This window comes from Zhongshania sp. (assembly GCF_047636175.1).
Classification (GTDB): domain Bacteria; phylum Pseudomonadota; class Gammaproteobacteria; order Pseudomonadales; family Spongiibacteraceae; genus Spongiibacter.
This window is the reverse complement of sequence record NZ_JBLIKC010000019.1, coordinates 55,056-73,484: the sequence shown is the minus strand read 5'-3', so window position 1 is coordinate 73,484 and position 18,429 is coordinate 55,056. Positions and strand designations below refer to the sequence as shown.

The window sequence follows — 18,429 nt, the reverse complement described above, 5'->3', positions numbered from 1 at the left end:
ACCGCAATGAATACGCTACTGAAAATGTTGCTACTAATGCTGTGTTGCTCGCAGACGGTGCTGGCATTTAAGCCTGGGATTGCTGGCTTTGGATTGAGCGTGAACGGCAGCCGCGTGCCATTTAATATTTTCAGTATTTCATTAATGCCAGGCGAAACCGCAGAATTAAAAATGGAGCATGCCGGCACCGTGAGCGCCAGCGGCGGCAAGCTAGAGGGTTCAGAAAAACGTTGGCGCTGGCGAGCACCGGCAAGCAGCGGACATCATACTTTGCTGATCAACGCTAAAGGTTCAAGTGTCTCCCTCAATATATTTGTTCTGCGCCCCGCTAGTAATATCAAAAACGGTTTCTTAGGCGAATACCGCATGGGCGAGTATCAACGCCAACCGCTGCAAGGTATGGCTGCGTATCAAAAACCCCGCGGTTTTATAGAGGTCAGCAAAGAGCTGGCTGAGCTACAAGTATCACCGCATTTCACCCTCGGCGAATTTCTTTGCAAGCAAGCGTCCGGCTGGCCGAAATACCTGATTCTAGGAGAAAAACTGCTAGTGAAACTAGAACTAACACTGCAACTGTTTGAAAAAAATGGCATTGATACCCGCGGAGTAGTGGTGATGAGCGGTTACCGCACACCTTGGTATAACCAAAGCATAGGCAACAGCACTAAATATTCACGTCATCTCTACGGTGGGGCAGCAGACATCTATATCGACAGTGCACCACGCGACGGGATAATGGATGATGTAAACAAAGACGGCAAGCGAGATCAGAATGACGCCAAATATCTGTATCACTTAGTTGATGGATGGCTTAACGAAGACCAAGACACCGCCGACCTCCGGGGCGGTTTGAGTCACTATCTAGCGAATGCGGCCCACGGGCCGTTCCTGCACATCGATACCAGGGGACATCGCGCACGCTGGTAACACCACGGCGAGCGCAGTGTTCAACCGTCTATCCAGCGGCGGCGACTGACCTGCCGCTTAACCAAATCGAGAATATCGATGATGAACTCACCCATTTCATGATCCGTTTCCGACTCACTACTTAGGGAAGTCAACACCCCATCCACAACATCAGCAAACAAGGCAGTAAATTCCCTTTCATTTAAACGCCCCACCCCCTGATCAATTACCCTGCAGACAATATCGGTGATCGCATGGTCAAGCAGCTCCCCCACTACGCCACCGACTAAGGGAATACGATCAATAATCTTAATCTCTCGATTTTCACTCACCGCATTGCTCACGGTCTCGGTTACAAATTGACGCAGTTCACCTCGACTCTGGGCATAAACCGTTTGCACCGCAAGGACGATGCGTTCGCGCAGCAACTCGGTTAGTTGCGCCTGCCTTGGCCTTACCACCTCATTCAAGACCTGGGTCTCAACGCCGGCACTGCCGCGCAATTCAGCTTGCACACCGTCTAGTACATTAATCACAACGCGATCAGAAATCTCTTCCATCACAATGTTATATAAGGCCTTTACCCAGCGATACGGCGCCCACTTGGTAAAGTCGACAATACCCATTTCTTTAAAACGCACCAACACAACATAGATGCGCAAAATTCGCAGCCATCGAAACTCAGCAACAGGAATACAACCCAAAATGTCGTACCAATGCAGCACCGGATAGGCCAGCCAATGGCCATACACCTTATTGTAGAGTGCGAATATCCAGCGCGACAAAAACTCAGTGATAAAAATAGCAACAAACACTAGATCAATTCGAAAAAAGCGCTCATTAATAACGGCATAATCGTCCAACCAGACAACCGGCAGTACATATGCCATAATATTGCGCAATTCAGGTACGGACCATGCACTATCAAAGATAATCCACAATAGATTAATAATTGCCAAGCCGACCATCGTCAAATCAATAACTAGACCGACTTTGCCTAGATCGCTCGCCCAGCGCGACCCTTTTGGCGAAAATTCATTTAATTCAGGCTGCGACATGCTTGCTCCGTAAATTAAAAATACTATCAATGAGTAAATTCTGGCTACGATAACAGATGCATCTGCAACACACATTTATTAGCCGCACTTACTGTGTAACTTGGAGAAAATCTATCAGCAGTTCAGACAGGGCAGACCTCAACTAACCATAATAAAAGATGCATTAGGTCTAAACAGACTTAGCCTCTTTTACCCTAGTAAGCAGGATATAAATATGAATAATAAATTGCTCACCTTACTTAGCGCCATCGCCTTGTCAGGATGTTTACCCTCGGGCATTACCAGCAAAATTATGGAAAAAGGCATTGAAATGCGGATGTCGGCCAACGCTATGGATGAGCTCGAAGATGGCTTACATTTTATACTTTGCGGTGCCGGTGGCCCAATGCCCGCACCAAATGCATCTGGACCGTGTTCAGTGGTTATTGCCGGGGACCGCATGTTTGTTGTTGATGCCGGTACCGACGGCATGCGCAATATTATGCGCATGGGCTATCCCTTCGGTCAGATTGAAGCCGTCTTTCTCACCCACTTTCACTCAGATCACCTTGATGGCTTGGGCGAAATGGCGACCATACGCTGGGCTGGCGGCGCTAACACTTCCCCTCTTACCGTCTTTGGTCCCGAGGGAGTAACAGCGGTCGTTGATGGTTTTAATATGGCCTATAGCCACGACTTTGTTTATCGCCATGCCCACCATGGTGATGCCGTGGCACCAAGCACCGGCGCGGGGCTTGTCGCCAAGCCATTCATAAAACCAAGGCAGGGCGAACTGACTGTGCTGCTAAGCGACGAGAACTTAAGCATTGAAGCGCTGGCGGTTAATCACGCTCCCGTTGATCCAGCCGTCGCCTATCGCTTTACTTATAAGGGTCGATCACTATTGATCACCGGTGATACGGTGAAATCTGCCAATATCGAAAAATTTGCTCAGGGTGTAGATTTACTCGTTCACGAAGCCTTGGCGCCGAATTTAGTCATGCTAATGAACAAAGTTGCCAAAAAAACCGGTAATACCATTGCCGAGCACGTAACGTTCGATATTCTTGATTATCACGCGAGCCCAGTGGAGGCAGCAGAGACCGCGCGCGATGCCGGCGTAGGCCATCTTGTGTACTACCACATTGTGCCGCCCCTCGTTATGCCGGGGCAAAAGAAACTCTTCCTAAATGGTGCTGACAAGATCTTCAAGAACTACACCATAGGTGAGGACGGCGTCGCATTTAGCCTGCCAGCGGGCTCTAAGGAAATCATTAAAACCAGTAGCGGTTTGTAGGTTTTTTCTCTGACCTAAAAAGAGCGCCCACCCAAGTCGAACTCGCCGGGACACGCGAGAGTATAAATTTGCACAGAGGGAATAGCTTCTTTGAAGACGAATGGCGCAGCGCGCTGAACGGCTAGGGTGCTGATTTATTCAGTGTCAGTCCCCTGCCACCCTCGTGCACACAAAGGAAATTGATAGCCTTTATAATTTCAGCTTTTCAATAATAATATTTTCGTAGTTGCGAATGCGCTGCACATAAATAACCGGTTCCATCCCCCTGGCGTAACCGTATTTCAAATCTTTGTAATAACGCTTGTCTGACAACTTAGGCAGCACCCCTCTAATATCGACCCAACTTAAGGGGTCTTTACCCAGCTTTCGAGCAAGCACTTGCGCATCGTGCATGTGCGCGCGGCCAATATTATAGGCCGCTAATGCCATATAGGTACGATCGGGTTCGGGAATATCTTCACTAAATCTGTCACGCATTTTAGCGAGGTATGTCGCACCACCCGGTATCGCTTGCTTAGGATCGAGACGGTCTTCTACACCGAGAGATTTTGCGGTATTTTGCGTCAACATCATAATACCGCGAACTCCGGTGGGACTTTTTGCTTTGGCGTCCCAGTGCGACTCCTGATAGGCCTGCGCTGCAAGCAGAGCGTCGCTAAAGGCGTGTTTTTCTGCCGCTTTTTCAAACAAACCATCGTATTTTGGCAGCCGCTCATCAATCCGCCTTACCAGCGCGCGAGTATCAACAAAGTCAAAATTTTCAATATAGCTGTAGTGACGATAGTGAACCAGATCTAGTGCCGACCTTCCGGCTGCACTTGCCATCCATTGATTAATCGCTACCCGAATATCATCGCTGCCCTTAGTCATCAACCATACGTGATGTTTTGGGGCAGCCAAATCAAACATAACAATCAATTCCGGTAGAAAGCGGCGATTCACCGCGACTATATTGGAGTCAGCTACCGAGCAATCCAGCTTGCCCTCCCAAACTTTTTGCAGCAGCGTCTCGGTACCGCTGTTTGCATTACTCTTCCAAGTGATTGCCGAATTATTTTCTTGCAGTGCCCGCAGGGACTCTTCATAACTGCTTTCTTTTGGTACCTCTAGCGAAACGCTAGCCAAATCAGCAAGGGACTTGGCGACGTTGCCGCCACGTCGACATACAACTTGCTCAGTCACCGTGTCTATGGGGCTACTAAACAAATAATCAGCGCCACGCAATTTTGTTTTGCTTAGCCCCGCGGCCGCAAAATCACCTTCACCAATTCTAACTCCTTCTAAAATATCGCTGATATTGTCTTCAACAATAAGACGCAACGTCACGCCAAGAGAGTCTGCAAACGCCTTAGCTAACTCGTATTCTGCACCGACAGCTTCGTTGTCACGATTAAGGTAATAAGTGGTGGGTGCATTTCGGCTTAACACTCGGAGCTCACCCGACGCTTTTATTTCAGCTACGGTCCGCCCCACAGCCGCATTTCCAGAGGATGATCCCTGACTGCAGGCAGTGGTAACGGCCAAGATTAGAACCATGGACATCATTCTGACAATAATTTTCATTATGCTCTCCGCTAACATAAATTTTCGTGGCATAAATTCTATTGGCACAATTTCTTTTGGCATGGGCTTGGCTAACACTACTTTGCTTAGTGTTGTAAGTGTTACGGCAAGACATCTAAGTCCGATGAACTAAGAAAACAGTACATTACGGCGGCTAATACTCTAAACCTTACACAAAACGGCGCAACTGTTCCAATGCACGACATGCTGATGGATAGCCTAGTACACAGATCTAAAACACTTACGCTGGAATAGGAATATAGCAAGTGCACAGATAATAAAGCCCTCACCAAGAGTAATAAGGAACTTTACTGACACTAATAATAAATTGAGAATATTTATGTAACATCGCTGGCGAATACGCTAAATCCGCAATTGCAGGCAAAATCTCCGAGAACCAAACGATATATTATTATAAAATATGAGTATTGGCTGACGGCTCTTCACATGAATAGACCCCACTCAAGCATTCCACCGTATTGCGCTAATAATAGCGGCGAGACCTGAGTGTGATTATAAAGCAAATTTAAAATGCGACACCGGAATAGAGTTGATTTTACGCTACCATAAAATCATCGCTTCCTATGGCGCAGGATTTGGATTTCGCTGGTGAATATCAGCAATCTCTTGCATGACTTCCTCGCTCAACGTCAACTCAGTACTGTCAATATTTTCTTCTAATTGCGCCATAGTGGTGGCACCAATAATATTACTGGTTAAAAATGCCTGGCTGTTCACAAAGGCCAATGCCATTTTAGTGGGCGTCATATTATGGCGCTCTGCCAAGGCCACATAAGCTTCTGTGGCAGTCACTGCCTGTGGATTACTATAGCGCCGAAAACGTTCAAATAGGGTAATGCGGCCATCTACCGGACGGGCACCATTGCGATATTTACCGCTTAACATACCAAAAGCCAACGGCGAGTAAGCGAGTAAACCGACCTCTTCACGAATCGCCATTTCAGCCAAACCAATTTCGAAAGTACGGTTAAGCAGACTATAAGGATTTTGGATAGTCGCGATACGCGGCAGGCCGTATTGTTCTGCCAAGTTTAAATAACTCATCACTCCCCAAGGGGTTTCATTGCTAATGCCGATGGCTTTAATGACGCCTCTTTCAACGAGTTCCGACAGGGTTTCAAGAATCTCATGCAAATGTTGCTCGGCATCATCAGCACTGTGCTGGTAGCCCAGTTTTCCAAAAAAGTTGGTGGCGCGATTGGGCCAATGTATTTGATATAAGTCGATATAATCGGTTTGCAAGCGGGTTAAGCTGCCTTCGATAGCTTCTAAAATTGCAGTGCGGTCGAGTGGCCTGCCCTCGCGAATATGGGCGTTTCCTGGACCAGTTGCCTTGCTGGCAAGAATGATCTCTCGGCGCCGGCCGCTTTGTCGAAACCACTCTCCCATATACTCTTCAGTTTTACCTTGAGTTTCCGCGACTGGCGGCACCGGATACATTTCTGCGGTATCAAAAAAATTAATACCGCGTGACACCGCATAATCCATTTGCTCAAAAGCCTGTGCCTGAGTATTTTGCTCACCCCATGTCATCGTGCCCAAACAAATCTCGCTAACGCTGATTCCGGTTTTCCCGAGCTTACGCATTTTCATTAGCATCACCTTCTTGTGCAGTTCATTATTGGCTAAAACTGTCATTTAATTTAGTGTACGTCAATTCACGCTGAGATGATTAAACGGGGCAGTACCAATAAGAAGAATACCGCACTAATATATGGATATACATATATTCGTACGTGGCGTAAGCTTAACGCCTGCTGCTTCCAACAGGAAATGCTCATTTATATGACGCCCACTCAGCTTTTCAAATGCCTGTCTGACGATACTAGGCTGCTTTCTACCCTGCTGATCCACAGCGAGGGCGAGCTCTGCGTGTGCGAACTGATGACCGCACTCGAGGACAGTCAGCCCAAGATTTCACGACACCTAGCGCAATTAAGAAGCTGCGGCCTACTTGCTGACCGTCGCGACCGCCAGTGGGTCTATTACCGCCTGCATCCTGATCTAGACCCGTGGATCACCCAGATTGTGGCAACCACCGCAGCGGCCCATAAAGATCAGCTAGGGTCTTGCCTGCAAAAACTAAAAACCATGCAATGCCGCCCCGAACGCTGCGCTTAATCAAAGAAGGTCGTCATGAATATATTATTTATTTGCACCCACAATCGCTGCCGCAGCATTCTTTGCGAAGCCGTCACTCGACACCTGAGTGGCAGCCGTATTAATGCCTTTAGTGCCGGCAGTCAGCCGGCGGGAAAAGTTCATCCGCTGTCACTAAAATTTCTCGCAAACCGCGGCATTGACACCAGCAATCTGCGCAGTCAGTCCTGGGATGATTTTGTAACTACACCTATCGATATCGCCATTACCGTTTGCGACAGTGCGGCAGGCGAAAGTTGTCCACTGTGGCTGGGGAATTCGCCGAAGGTGCATTGGGGGCTGAGTGACCCATCTAAACTCACAGGCAGTGACGATGATATTGAAGTTGCTTTTAATACCTGTATAGATGCCATCGAGGCACGTATTAATGCGCTATTAGAGCTAGATTTTGAATCCTTAGAGCCCACCAAACTAATAGCTGCGCTCCAAGAAATACACACAAGCGTCAATCAAGGGAATACATTGTAATGGGCTTTTTTGAACGTTATCTCAGTGTCTGGATAGGTCTATGCATACTCACGGGGATGCTACTGGGGAATTTACTGCCCGAACTATTTCAATTCATTGCCAAGCTTGAAGTTGCCCATGTGAATTTACCCGTGGCGATATTTATTTGGGTCATGATCTTTCCAATGATGGTGCAAGTTGATTTCTCTGCAATAAAAGATATTGGCAAAAAACCCAAGGGCTTGGTATTAACCCTAGTCATTAACTGGCTGATAAAGCCGTTCACTATGGCCGCCTTGGGCTGGTTGTTTTTTCGCGTTCTTTTTGTCGACTGGGTCGACCCGCAAACCGCGAGCGAATATATAGCCGGTATGATTTTACTCGGCGTAGCGCCCTGCACCGCAATGGTCTTTGTATGGAGTCAGCTCACTAAAGGTGACGCCAACTACACCTTGGCACAGGTCTCTATCAACGACATCATTATGATATTTGCTTTTGCCCCAATAGCGGCTTTTTTACTCGGCGTTAGCAATGTCACCGTACCTTGGGACACCCTGATACTGTCGGTTATGCTCTATGTGCTTATTCCCTTGGTTGCCGGGGTGTTAACTCGCCGCGCACTCGACCGGCCAGACAATCATCAGCGTCTGCAGAGCTTTTTGGATGCCACCAAGCCGATTTCAATAGCGGGTTTACTTGCCACTGTCATTTTGCTTTTTGGCTTTCAGGCCGAGGTCATTTTGCAACAGCCTCTGGCGATTGTGCTGATTGCCATTCCATTGCTGATTCAAACCTACGGCATCTTTGCCATCGCCTTCTTTGGCGCCAAGGCTCTAAAACTACCCCACAATATCGCCGGCCCGGCGTGTTTAATTGGCACCTCTAATTTCTTTGAGCTCGCCGTAGCTGTGGCCATTTCACTGTTTGGCCTACAATCTGGTGCGGCGCTGGCAACAGTGGTTGGGGTGCTAGTTGAAGTACCCGTGATGCTGTCGCTGGTGGCAATCATCAACCGCAGCCGCCACTGGTTTCCTACATAAAGCACATACTAAACGGACATCACCATGCACGAACTCAATAACATCGAGCCGGACTTACTGAAGCCCATTGATGCACAAAAATTATTTACGCCGCTGGATCATCCACCTAAAATATTACTGCTATACGGCTCTTTACGAGAGCGCTCATTTAGCCGCATGGCATGCGAAGAAGCGGCGCGGCTGCTAAGTTTTTTTGGCGCAGAAACCCGTATTTTTGATCCCAGCGGCCTGCCATTGCCAGATGACAGCGACGTATCACACCCCAAGGTGCAAGAATTACGTGAACTAGCGAGCTGGTGCGAAGGCATGGTGTGGTGCTCACCAGAGCGTCACGGCGCCATGACCGGCATTATAAAAGCGCAAATAGATTGGATACCCCTTAGCCTAGGGGCGGTGCGCCCAACCCAAGGTAAGACCCTCGCCGTTATGCAAGTTAGCGGCGGCTCGCAAAGTTTTAATGCTGTGAATCAATTGCGGGTACTTGGCCGCTGGATGCGCATGCTGACTATCCCCAACCAGTCATCCATCGCCAAGGCGTTTCTGGAATTTGATGACAACAACCGCATGAAGCCGTCGCCATACTACGACCGCATTGTTGATGTAATGGAAGAATTAGTGAAGTTCACCCTCTTAACACGGGGCAGCTCAGACTACTTTGTAGACCGCTATTCAGAGCGCAAAGAGGATCAGGAGGCGTTTAAAAAGCGCATACATAAACCTTCAGACTAAATACGACGCCGCAAAAGACCTGCGCCTTGTATATTAACAACAAGGCGCACCATCAAGCAGACCACTATCAAACGGCAAAGCGACGCCACAACCCTAAAAAAAACTGCGTGGTTTTTGCTTCTGCATTATATTTTTAAAGGCAAGGATAAGCGGATATATTTAAAATGGCGTCAGCTATTATCTAAAACTTATTTTTACACATCGAGCACCTTACTTTGCGTTGGCACAGCGTCAGCAAACTCGAGCACTTGCGGCAAGATTGAATGCAGTCTTAAACCCACCACGCGGCTCATTCGCAATTATTGCCGACACCGGACCCGGTGCCAATATCCAACCGCAAGGAGAAGAGGTAACAGCCCGACTAGGTAGCACAGACCAGATTATTTCGTACTTTGCCGATTCTGAATATTTTGAGTGAAAATCTCTCATAGTTGCTATTCGCCTTGTCCTACAAATGAAGCATTTGCAGCTGTTGACAGTATAATTTATTAGTTATCTTTGTTGATGCCAGAAGAGCGGAGGCTACGATGGAATGTCAAAGAAATGATGACTAAGAAGTAACTTATGTGACTTTACCCAATCGCTTATATTATAACGATCATCCATATGATTCGCGGTCGATTGGTAAAACCGCGTTATCCGTTTTAGTAAATACATATCTGACTGGTGGTTGCTGAGCGTTATTAAATCTTAATCTTAGTTGATCAAAAATTTCATGGATATAATTCAAGCGTTGGTTTTTTCAGCAGTTTTCAATTGCGATAACGCCGTATTTATCTCTGCGACATCCTCTGTCCACTGTCGGTGCTCCAATGAAAGTTGCTCATGAACTGCATCGACAAAATGCAATAAAATAACTGCATCTTGATCGTTAGCCAGTGTTTTTTGCACAGTCGAATATTTTTCTGCAATCTTGTCTAATACATTGGCGGTAATTTTATAACGCATAGAATTTCGTTCATCCTGGTTAATAGATTCTCGCCGACTGGCTAGCGCTGTTAACGCAACGCCCATTGTCCCCAGTGCAGCAAAGGATACTAAATCCAGATTAAAAAACCCCGCAAAACCCGATGACCCAGAAAAGGCGGTCACAATGACAGCCGCAATTGCGCCATATTTTGCGGTTTTCAATAAGCTCTTGGCGTGTTGCTGACTGCGGCCCCGGTAATAGGTCTGTTGCACCTGCAACTGATAGCGCCGGAAAAAACTGCAAAACTCATGCAGCAGCTGTTTATTATCAGTTTGCTGATTAATTAAATTTTGTGCGGCTTTCCTAAAATATACCAGACGTACGGTTTCGGCTTTCGCCCGATTTTCCATCCAATTATCATAGAGTTTTAATTGAGAAATCATTTGCGAATTAAAAACAAAAAAGCCACTGGCAACGAATATCACAAAACCTGCAATAAGACTGATAATTTCATTAACTAATTTAAAATCTAAATTTGGCCATATGGTAGCCATAGGGTCTGCGGCGATAATGCTTAACAAGGCCGTGGCTATTGCCGCAACAAAAATACCATTGGACGCGTCTTGCGCACGTTTTTTATAGCGGGATTGATAATCTACCGCGAGCTGGTCAGCATGTTCAAATTGTTTGGCTTTTTCCACATAAAGTGAGTCCGATAGAAAATCTGCCAATTGGGGGGTATCGGCTTCCAGTTGTTGTGGGAAACGACGGGGTTGTATTTGCCAATCTTCGCTATTGTGCTCACCTATGGCGACTTCAGCGCGTTTAATTTGATCCGTCATAAGGTGACTCCGATGTCTGTAGGTGTAGTTTGTTATTGGCTGGCAACGTGTATCTCTAATTGACCTGATTCTGGCAACATTCTTTTACCAGCACAGACTAATGTCATATATGACCATTTTTTACATACTAGAGTAAATTCAGTTTTTATCCCAATTTTTTAAACGCCCAACATTATTGAATAATAGGCAAACCAAATATTCTGCTTTATATTGGCTAAATTAAACGGGTAAGTACGGCAATCAAAGATTTATATTCACTTATCTTGGCTTTAATATTTAGCAATATGGTCATCACAAATACCCATAAATAAAGGGTAGTTGGTCGCCATACCGGAAACCGAAAAGCCATTTTATGTGGCGGGCAAAAAGGTTCACAAACAGATTATGTTACCAAGAAATCAAAACATATTTACATCTTTGTTATGCACTCAAAATATCGCTTTTCAATCTAAAAGATTCGCACAATATTGGGGCGAGTGCTTTTTAGAATTCCGAACTAGGTGAAGACGGTCGAGTAATGGATGATAGTTCGCCGAAAAACGGTATATTATTGATATAGAAAGAGACGCAGATATAAAATATATGAAACCAGCTATATTTTCATTTTATGAAAAATGGTGTGTTATTAACCTAAACTACTGCTAGTTATCCTGTAGTATCGTGTGATATAACAAGATGAGTGAATAAATTATTACTAATAAGAAAATCGACATGTATTTCAATAAAAATAATGTTGGCAGTTTCGCCATGAATAGCTCTCCCGAATATCGGTTAGATTTCGCGCGTACGCTGGGCCGCTCTTGTACTATTAATTACTCATAATTATGGCGAGATAAGCTCACCCAATCAAAGCGGTCATCACCCTTAAACTAATACGCCGCCGGGCTTGTCTTGTAACCCTTAAACGCTCACAAGCGTCGCTGTTTAATCCAAAGAGTCAGGAAAATGACGAACTTCACCCAAGACCTTTTTATCAGCTACCCGCATATCAACAACCAACGGGGACGGCGGACTCTTTCGGGCCATCTATGGGACCTTCGTCCATCAGACCGTGGCCGAAACAGCAACCAAGTATGCCTCTCCCTTATTGACCTTTGCACCGCGCGAGCTCTATGACAGAGTAGCCGGTGACAATGACCTTAGCCTATATTTAGCTGCCGGTTTCCCCTACTTATTCAAGTAGTGTACTGATTAGTTAGATCCAAATTTTATGAAAATGATCTTTTATTTTGTCAGTGACAAAGATGCGCAGGCAGAGATTAAACCATCAATAAGGAAATCATGATGAACGATAACTTTGAAGGCAGCCTACAACAGGTATTAGTTCACGAAGGCGGTTGGGCAGATCATCCCAAAGACCCGGGTGGAGCGACTATGAAAGGGGTTACTCTGATTACGTTTCGTCGTCACTTTGGAGAAGACAAAAGCAAGGATGAGTTACGTGCAATTACTGACGAACAATTGCATCAAATCTATCGCGCTGGATATTGGGACAAATGTCATTGTGATGAGCTACCAGGGGGAGTCGATTATGCCGTTTTTGATGCGGCGGTAAATTCTGGACCAGGACGGGGTGCGAAATGGTTGCAAGGTGCAGTCGGAGCCAAGCAAGATGGCGGCATAGGGTCTAAAACGCTGACCAAGGTCAAAGAACATAATTCGGTCCACATAATTGACAATATATGTGACCGACGTCTTACGTTTCTCCGCAGCCTTGCCAATTGGGCCACTTTCGGAAAAGGATGGAATAGGCGTGTTGAAGGTGTACGTAGCAGTGCAATCCCTATGACTGAAGGACGTGATATTGACCATGAATCTATCGCACCAAACATAGACTATGACTCGGTTAAAAATGGCTCCAGCGGATTGTGGGTACGCAAACTTCAAGATGCTATTAAGATCCATGTGGATGGAATATTCGGTAGTGGCACCGAAGCAGCACTTAAGGCTTGGCAACTAGAAAATGGACTTGAACCTGATGGTATTGCCGGGCGCAATACGTATCGATCTTTGGGGTTAATAAAGTAAATGCTATTAGCTCTTAAACTATGGGTCCTTGTTACCTACAAAAATCAGTTGGAAAGTTAAAAAAGCAGCCGTATATCGCAGCCTGAACTAGGACCCTATGGCTCCATTCAGTTGGTATCTGCCGATTGAAACAGATCATCGCCAAATAATATAAAGGAGTAAGTAATGGCACGGGTATTCATCTCTCATTCGAGCAGGGACAACGAACCCGCGGCACGGATCAAGACCTGGCTGGCTGAACAGGGATTCGAGACTCCGTTTCTTGACTACGATAAGCATGGAGGTATCCCGCCAGGGGCCGACTGGGAGAAGACGCTCTATCGCGAGATCGAACGCTGTGAAGCCGTCGTTATTATCCAGACACCCAACTGGCTTGAATCCAAGTGGTGCTTTGCCGAATTCACGCAGGCACGTGCGCTTGGCAAGTCAATCTTTCCCATTATCGAAACACCTACCGGCGATACGCTGATATCGCCCGACATTCAGGCGCTGGATCTGCGCATGGATCGTGAGGGCGGGCTCGAGCAGCTTTCCGGCGAATTAACCCGCATTGCCCTTGATGCTCAGGGTGGTTTTGGCTGGGATGCCAGTCGACCACCTTATCCTGGACTGCTTGCCTTTCAGGAAGAGGACGCGGCGCTCTATTTCGGGCGCGACGATGACATTCGCCGCCTCATAGAACGGCTCAATGCGCGCCGCTCCCAGGGTGGCACCAAACTTATTGCCTTGCTGGGCGCCTCCGGGTCGGGTAAATCATCTCTGCTCAGAGCCGGTGTTATTCCCAGGCTCAAGCGCGCCGGTCGCAACTGGGTTGTGCTGCCGCCCATGCGTCCACAAGTGCGGCCCGTTGATGAGATGGCGCGATCCTTAGCCGTTGCCTGCGGTGGGGATATGGACTGGCGCAAATTACGCGAAGACCTGAACGGCGACAACCTCGCCCTCACGCTCAGTGACATTGCTAATGATCTGCGCATCAACGCCGGGGCCAACGAGGCCCAAATCCTGCTGCCTATCGATCAGAGCGAAGAGCTGTTTGGCGCTGCCGATCCGGATCAGGCCCTGCGCTTTTTCGAGATCCTCAATGTGGCCATGGCCAATGACCTGCCCTTCATCGCCGTCATGGCCCTGCGTTCGGATTATCTTGGCCTGCTCCAGTCGGCTGAGAGACTGACGGCCCGGTTCGAGGAGTTTTCCCTGGGGCCCATGCCCCTTGCGCGCATCCCCCAGATAATCGAAGGACCCGCACGGGTTGCCGGTCTGAACATTGATGAAGCCTTCGTGCATCAAGCCGCGCGCGACGCCCAAACCGAAGACGCCTTACCCTTGTTAGCCTTTGCGCTGCGCGAGCTCTATGACCGTGCGGCTGACGACAATTACCTTAGTCTAGATGAATACAACGCCCTAGGCGACCGAAAGGAAGGACTGACGCCGCTTGAAAATGCAGTGCGCAAAGCCGCCGATGATGTGTTGACTGAGGCTCGGCCGAGCGAAGAAGAGCTGACGGCCCTACGCGAAGCCTTCGTACCGGCCATGGTACGGGTGAATGAACAGGGTGAGTATGTGCGCCGTCCAGCCCACTGGGACGACTTGCCAAGTAAGGCACATGCGCTGCTAGAGAAGCTGGCAAAGGCGCGGCTGTTGATCGTGAGTCAGGACGGCGATGATCGCATGATCGAGGTAGCTCATGAGGCACTGCTACGCAAATGGCCCCGCCTGAGAACATGGCTCGATGATGCTCGCGAGTTCCTGTCTGGCAAACAGCAACTGGAACGAGACCTCAATGACTGGCATCAAGCCGCCGAAGAAGACAAGACCGGTGCGCTGTTGTCTGGTCTGAAGCTCAACCGCGCCCAAGGCTGGTTCCTTGAACGCCCGCACCAGCTTACGGCCGAAGAGCGCTTTTTGATCAAAGCCAGCATCGACCATGCGGAGGCCGAGGAAAAGCTTCGTCAGGCTGAACAGGAGCGCAGACTTCATGATGCCGAGGCACTCGCGGAAGCCAACAAAAAGACCGCTCGACGCACAAAGATAGGCTTGTTAATAGCTTCGGTTCTCTTCGTTCTAGCTGGTGGCGCTGGTACTGTTGCTTATGTGAATCAGATCGAGGCTCAAAACCAAGCTCGTCAGGCAGTAGAGGCCAAACAAGCGACTATTAATGAACTTATTTCGATAAGCTGGAAAGCGGGAGCCCTGCTCAACGAAGACACACCTGACCGTTCTGGCCATTCGTGGCTTCCAGGCTCGCGCAAGCTCTATAATCAGATGAGTGTAGTAATGGATTTCTCGAAACTCAAATCCTTATCGCCGGTTCCTATCTTCCTGAACGATGTGCATGGCGATGTTATCAATCTGGAATCGGCCGATTTTGGTAGGTACAATCCAAAATTCCTGACCTGGGCAAACGAGAAACTAATACCAGCAGCAGGCAACGCGCTTCTCAGGGAAGCAACCCAGCCGGTGTATAACAAGTTCCTCAAACCTATGGTGCGTACCTATTACATTGCTTACGGACACCTCGAAGATCATCCTGGCATCCTCGAGAAAGCCATCGCCACCTACGAGATGGAGCTGGAATCCTACAAAAAAAATACCAAAGTATACGAAAAGGGATGTTTTAGTTGCGGTCCTGGTGCTCCCCTCCAAGCAGTTTTTCATGGCTATGCTGACGACCAGGCAGAAAAATATCAATGGACCGGCGATCTGGGATTATATAACTTTTCGGTCGCTCCAGCCTATTGGGTCCGACGGCATATCGACGGCACCTCTTGGCAGTTTTTTAAGTTGTTGAAAAAGCTGATCCAGACTTATGATCCTGAGTTCTTGAACACCCCTGAAGCCCTAGCCGTGCAGGGCACAGCGCCGCAATAATAGTCGACATTAGATCTGGGCAGGACAAGTATTTAAGACAATAATCTTAAATCCCAATAAAGAGGTTTGGTCCGATTCTGGGGCGCAAGCCGGGAATTACTTTACGTGCTACTCCAAGCGAAGAAGACCAGTGCGCCTAAAAAAGAAAGGTGGATGACATGGTGAAAAAAGACATGAACGCGCATCGTTCGAACCATAGCCGGAGCGAATGCTTGCTCTTGACTGCCATCTGGCCCTGTTTAAAGGGCTCTGATCTCTTAACGCTGATCCCTTAAAACTCACAGGAGACACGGATGACAACCAACAAGCGTTAATCAGCGGCGAGCACTGAGCCCGGTGAAGTCAGCAGGCAGCTTCGCTGTTACCGGCGTTGGCAACCAGACCGATTATTCGACTGCGCGTGTGCTGAATTTGGATAAAACCTACCAGCAGCTTATTCGTCCGGCCTTTGACCAGGTTGATGTAAACTGTTTTAGGGCGATTGACGCGAATCTTACTGGCAGTATCGATTCAATTACGTGTCGCTGGATTTACGAGGCGGATATCGTCATTGCGGATCTGTCGACCTTAAACGCCAATGTGTTCTACGAGCTTGGCGTGTGCCATGCCCAGCGACCAAATACCACTATTATCATCGCCGAATCGGTGCTGATGCAGAGCATTCCCTTTGATTTGAGTTCATTCGTCAATACGAGCATGGTGGCGAGGAGATTGTGACTGACGAGCAGAGGCGCTTCGTCTGGCATCTGTCCGCCGTATTAAAAAACATCATAGAGGTCGAGCAGCGCCAGCGAAAGGTGGCTGTGAATGTCAGTCCCGAGTCCGACCGTCCGGTATTTAAGTTTCTTAGCGGCATGACGCCGCCGACCTACGACGCTCAGAGCTATGTGGAGCCGCCAGCTTATATTCCCCCTTCGCAGCGCCAAGAAAATAAGGTAGCGGTAGGTGAATCTCTGGCCAGTGTGATCGACGCCGCAAAAGACCTGCGCCTTAGTTAGGTATTAACAACAAGGCGCACCATCAATTAAACCATTATCAAACGGCAAAGCGACGCCACAACCCTCAAAAATACCGTAGTGACGGCTAAAGTTTCCAATGAATTCAAAATGCGGAGCCAGTCGGGTGTCATGCAACATCCGCCAGGTATTGCCACATACCGGAAATACTTTACCGGCCTGAATATCATGATGTTTGTCGAGTACAAAGCTATCAGGGCTATCGGCAATACTGCCGCGATAAATTACCGCCTGACCATAATCTTCGCAGTCACTTTCCAAATCATCTAGATTAAACAGCCGATAAGTAGCCGAGAAGAATTTGATGTTTCCGCAGCGCGCCGCCAATACTGGATCGGTAATTTCTAAGGGCCGGTCCTCCACTAAGCGTGAATCTGTAAAGCCATGGCGCTTGGCTAGCTGAATAAAATCATTCCAGTAAAGCGCGCCACCCAGACATTCTCCGTACAGTACCGGATCATTTTTTACTGCTTCGGGCACTCGACGATCTGCATATACATCCGAGAAGTAGAACTCCCCACCGGGTTTTAGTAAGCGCTTAATACTTTTAATAACCGCGTCTTTATCGGGCGATAAATTGATCACACAATTCGATACCACGACATCAAAACTGGCGGGCTCTAAATCTAGCTCATCGAGCTTTTCTATATAGCCCTTTAAAAACCGCACATTATCAAAACCGAATTTTTCGCTATGGTAGTTTTGATACTCTATGGCAATCGCCAATTGCTCGTCGGTCATATCAACGCCGACCACCTCACCATTCGGGCCCACCAACTGTGCCAAGGCATAGACGTCGCGGCCACTACCGCTGCCTAGATCTAGCACTCGACAGTCTTCAAGCAAGGGCGGGCACACCAATCCGCAACCGTAGTAGCGTGATAGTACCTCTGCGTGGATATTTGCCAATACCGGCTTTAACCATTCTGGCATGGCTGTAAAATCGCAGCAGGCAGTGGTTTTTAGATCTGCCGAACTTTGCAGCTGCTTACCATAGTAATCTTGAACTACGTCGTGCATAACATTTCCTAAATAAGTGTGGGAGTCGCCATTCACTTTAGGCAAAAAATTCAAAAGGTGGCAATACTCGCTAACAGAGTGATTGCAAATAAAAACATTAAGGCAAGTACATCGACGGCCTTAATGCTGTAGCCAGTTTTAGACGAATCTAATGCCGCAACGCGAAGCTCTCTAGCTGCCATAAACAAAGGAAAGGCAACACTAATGGCAATGAAAATCCCCGCAATCACATACACATATAAATACTTCACGCCCAGGCGTCGACCTTCAACAAACATCCATACATTGCAGACAAAAGCTAGAAACAAAATATCTACGGTTAAAAATCTTCCGGCCGGATTGGCATTAAAAAGAGCATCTTTCCAAAATTGAACATTTGCATCAACAATACCATGACCAAAATAAGCCGGCAGATGCATCCAAGCCATAACCAGCGCAAGTAGCGCGGTTACGCAATACAGTGATACTAGGACTCTTGTTTTCAGCTCCATTAACTATTCCTAACATCTTTTTGATGACAATTAATTATTATTGATAGCCCGCTA

At 47.6% G+C, this 18,429-nt stretch carries 16 protein-coding genes; 10 read left to right on the top strand and 6 right to left on the bottom strand.

Annotated elements, in window-relative coordinates:
• The first annotated feature begins 6 nt into the window (after positions 1-6).
• Positions 7-927: a D-Ala-D-Ala carboxypeptidase family metallohydrolase gene (locus ACI955_RS12390; protein ID WP_415244053.1), complete on the top strand. Its 921-nt coding sequence runs from the start codon at positions 7-9 to the stop codon at positions 925-927.
• Between the two features lie 20 nt (positions 928-947).
• Here ACI955_RS12390 and ACI955_RS12385 read toward each other — a convergent pair whose 3' ends face one another.
• Positions 948-1,964 carry a hypothetical protein gene (locus ACI955_RS12385; protein WP_415244052.1) on the bottom strand — a complete coding sequence of 339 codons (1,017 nt, stop codon included), beginning with the start codon at positions 1,962-1,964 and terminating at the stop codon, positions 948-950.
• Positions 1,965-2,178: 214 nt separating this feature from the next.
• Here ACI955_RS12385 and ACI955_RS12380 point away from each other — a divergent pair, with 214 nt between their 5' ends.
• Positions 2,179-3,240 (top strand): MBL fold metallo-hydrolase, encoded by a 1,062-nt coding sequence (locus tag ACI955_RS12380; RefSeq protein WP_415244051.1) that lies wholly within the window; start codon positions 2,179-2,181, stop codon positions 3,238-3,240.
• Positions 3,241-3,429: 189 nt separating this feature from the next.
• On the opposite strand, the gene mltF is transcribed toward ACI955_RS12380, so the two are convergent.
• Positions 3,430-4,803: a membrane-bound lytic murein transglycosylase MltF gene (mltF, locus tag ACI955_RS12375; RefSeq protein WP_415244050.1), complete on the bottom strand. Its 1,374-nt coding sequence runs from the start codon at positions 4,801-4,803 to the stop codon at positions 3,430-3,432.
• Positions 4,804-5,385: 582 nt separating this feature from the next.
• Positions 5,386-6,417 carry an NADP(H)-dependent aldo-keto reductase gene (locus ACI955_RS12370; RefSeq protein WP_415244049.1) on the bottom strand — a complete coding sequence of 344 codons (1,032 nt, stop codon included), beginning with the start codon at positions 6,415-6,417 and terminating at the stop codon, positions 5,386-5,388.
• Between the two features lie 192 nt (positions 6,418-6,609).
• On the opposite strand from ACI955_RS12370, the gene ACI955_RS12365 reads away from it, so the two are divergent.
• Genes ACI955_RS12365 through arsH form a run of 4 tightly spaced genes read left to right on the top strand, consistent with a single transcriptional unit; the run spans position 6,610 to position 9,200 of the window.
• Positions 6,610-6,945 carry a metalloregulator ArsR/SmtB family transcription factor gene (locus ACI955_RS12365; RefSeq protein ID WP_415244048.1) on the top strand — a complete coding sequence of 112 codons (336 nt, stop codon included), beginning with the start codon at positions 6,610-6,612 and terminating at the stop codon, positions 6,943-6,945.
• Positions 6,946-6,960: 15 nt separating this feature from the next.
• Positions 6,961-7,452, top strand: a complete 492-nt coding sequence (locus tag ACI955_RS12360; RefSeq protein WP_415244047.1) for an arsenate reductase ArsC — start codon at positions 6,961-6,963, stop codon at positions 7,450-7,452.
• Positions 7,452-8,471: an ACR3 family arsenite efflux transporter gene (gene arsB, locus ACI955_RS12355; protein ID WP_415244046.1), complete on the top strand. Its 1,020-nt coding sequence runs from the start codon at positions 7,452-7,454 to the stop codon at positions 8,469-8,471. The genes ACI955_RS12360 and arsB overlap by 1 nt, the downstream gene beginning before the upstream one ends.
• Positions 8,472-8,495: 24 nt before the next feature.
• Entirely contained in the window at positions 8,496-9,200 is a 705-nt protein-coding gene (gene arsH / locus ACI955_RS12350; protein ID WP_415244045.1) for an arsenical resistance protein ArsH, read from the top strand.
• Positions 9,201-9,926: 726 nt separating this feature from the next.
• Here the strand turns inward: arsH and ACI955_RS12345 are convergent.
• On the bottom strand, positions 9,927-10,952 hold the full coding sequence (locus ACI955_RS12345) for a hypothetical protein (protein WP_415244044.1): 1,026 nt from the start codon (positions 10,950-10,952) through the stop codon (positions 9,927-9,929).
• Positions 10,953-12,236: 1,284 nt separating this feature from the next.
• Between ACI955_RS12345 and ACI955_RS12340 the strand changes: the two genes are divergently transcribed.
• The 4 genes from ACI955_RS12340 (at position 12,237) to ACI955_RS12325 (ending at position 16,846) form a co-directional block, all read left to right on the top strand.
• The gene (locus ACI955_RS12340) at positions 12,237-12,980 is read left to right on the top strand and encodes a glycosyl hydrolase 108 family protein (protein WP_415244043.1); all 744 of its coding nucleotides are present in this window, start codon (positions 12,237-12,239) and stop codon (positions 12,978-12,980) included.
• A gap of 165 nt (positions 12,981-13,145) precedes the next feature.
• Positions 13,146-15,848 carry a TIR domain-containing protein gene (locus ACI955_RS12335; RefSeq protein WP_415244042.1) on the top strand — a complete coding sequence of 901 codons (2,703 nt, stop codon included), beginning with the start codon at positions 13,146-13,148 and terminating at the stop codon, positions 15,846-15,848.
• A gap of 336 nt (positions 15,849-16,184) precedes the next feature.
• Positions 16,185-16,565 carry a hypothetical protein gene (locus tag ACI955_RS12330; protein WP_415244041.1) on the top strand — a complete coding sequence of 127 codons (381 nt, stop codon included), beginning with the start codon at positions 16,185-16,187 and terminating at the stop codon, positions 16,563-16,565.
• A complete protein-coding gene (locus tag ACI955_RS12325; protein WP_415244040.1) occupies positions 16,562-16,846 on the top strand; it encodes a hypothetical protein in 285 nt (94 codons plus the stop codon). Before ACI955_RS12330 ends, ACI955_RS12325 begins: the two co-directional genes overlap by 4 nt.
• Before the next feature lie 3 nt (positions 16,847-16,849).
• On the opposite strand, the gene ACI955_RS12320 is transcribed toward ACI955_RS12325, so the two are convergent.
• Positions 16,850-17,884: a methyltransferase domain-containing protein gene (locus ACI955_RS12320; RefSeq protein ID WP_415244039.1), complete on the bottom strand. Its 1,035-nt coding sequence runs from the start codon at positions 17,882-17,884 to the stop codon at positions 16,850-16,852.
• A 50-nt stretch (positions 17,885-17,934) separates the two neighbouring features.
• Positions 17,935-18,375, bottom strand: coding sequence for a DUF2834 domain-containing protein (locus tag ACI955_RS12315; protein ID WP_415244038.1), 441 nt, complete (start codon positions 18,373-18,375; stop codon positions 17,935-17,937).
• Positions 18,376-18,429 lie beyond the last annotated feature (54 nt).

Bases quoted from the DNA above. Each gene is read 5' to 3' on its own strand.
- ACI955_RS12390 (WP_415244053.1), top strand. From the start codon at position 7: ATGAATACGCTACTGAAAATGTTGCTACTAATGCTGTGTTGCTCGCAG.
- arsB (WP_415244046.1), top strand. From the start codon at position 7,452: ATGGGCTTTTTTGAACGTTATCTCAGTGTCTGGATAGGTCTATGCATA.
- ACI955_RS12370 (WP_415244049.1), bottom strand. From the start codon at position 6,417: ATGAAAATGCGTAAGCTCGGGAAAACCGGAATCAGCGTTAGCGAGATT.
- ACI955_RS12345 (WP_415244044.1), bottom strand. From the start codon at position 10,952: ATGACGGATCAAATTAAACGCGCTGAAGTCGCCATAGGTGAGCACAAT.
- ACI955_RS12360 (WP_415244047.1), top strand. From the start codon at position 6,961: ATGAATATATTATTTATTTGCACCCACAATCGCTGCCGCAGCATTCTT.
- ACI955_RS12340 (WP_415244043.1), top strand. From the start codon at position 12,237: ATGAACGATAACTTTGAAGGCAGCCTACAACAGGTATTAGTTCACGAA.
- ACI955_RS12385 (WP_415244052.1), bottom strand. From the start codon at position 1,964: ATGTCGCAGCCTGAATTAAATGAATTTTCGCCAAAAGGGTCGCGCTGG.
- ACI955_RS12380 (WP_415244051.1), top strand. From the start codon at position 2,179: ATGAATAATAAATTGCTCACCTTACTTAGCGCCATCGCCTTGTCAGGA.
- ACI955_RS12365 (WP_415244048.1), top strand. From the start codon at position 6,610: ATGACGCCCACTCAGCTTTTCAAATGCCTGTCTGACGATACTAGGCTG.
- ACI955_RS12335 (WP_415244042.1), top strand. From the start codon at position 13,146: ATGGCACGGGTATTCATCTCTCATTCGAGCAGGGACAACGAACCCGCG.
- ACI955_RS12320 (WP_415244039.1), bottom strand. From the start codon at position 17,884: ATGCACGACGTAGTTCAAGATTACTATGGTAAGCAGCTGCAAAGTTCG.
- ACI955_RS12315 (WP_415244038.1), bottom strand. From the start codon at position 18,375: ATGGAGCTGAAAACAAGAGTCCTAGTATCACTGTATTGCGTAACCGCG.
- arsH (WP_415244045.1), top strand. From the start codon at position 8,496: ATGCACGAACTCAATAACATCGAGCCGGACTTACTGAAGCCCATTGAT.
- mltF (WP_415244050.1), bottom strand. From the start codon at position 4,803: ATGAAAATTATTGTCAGAATGATGTCCATGGTTCTAATCTTGGCCGTT.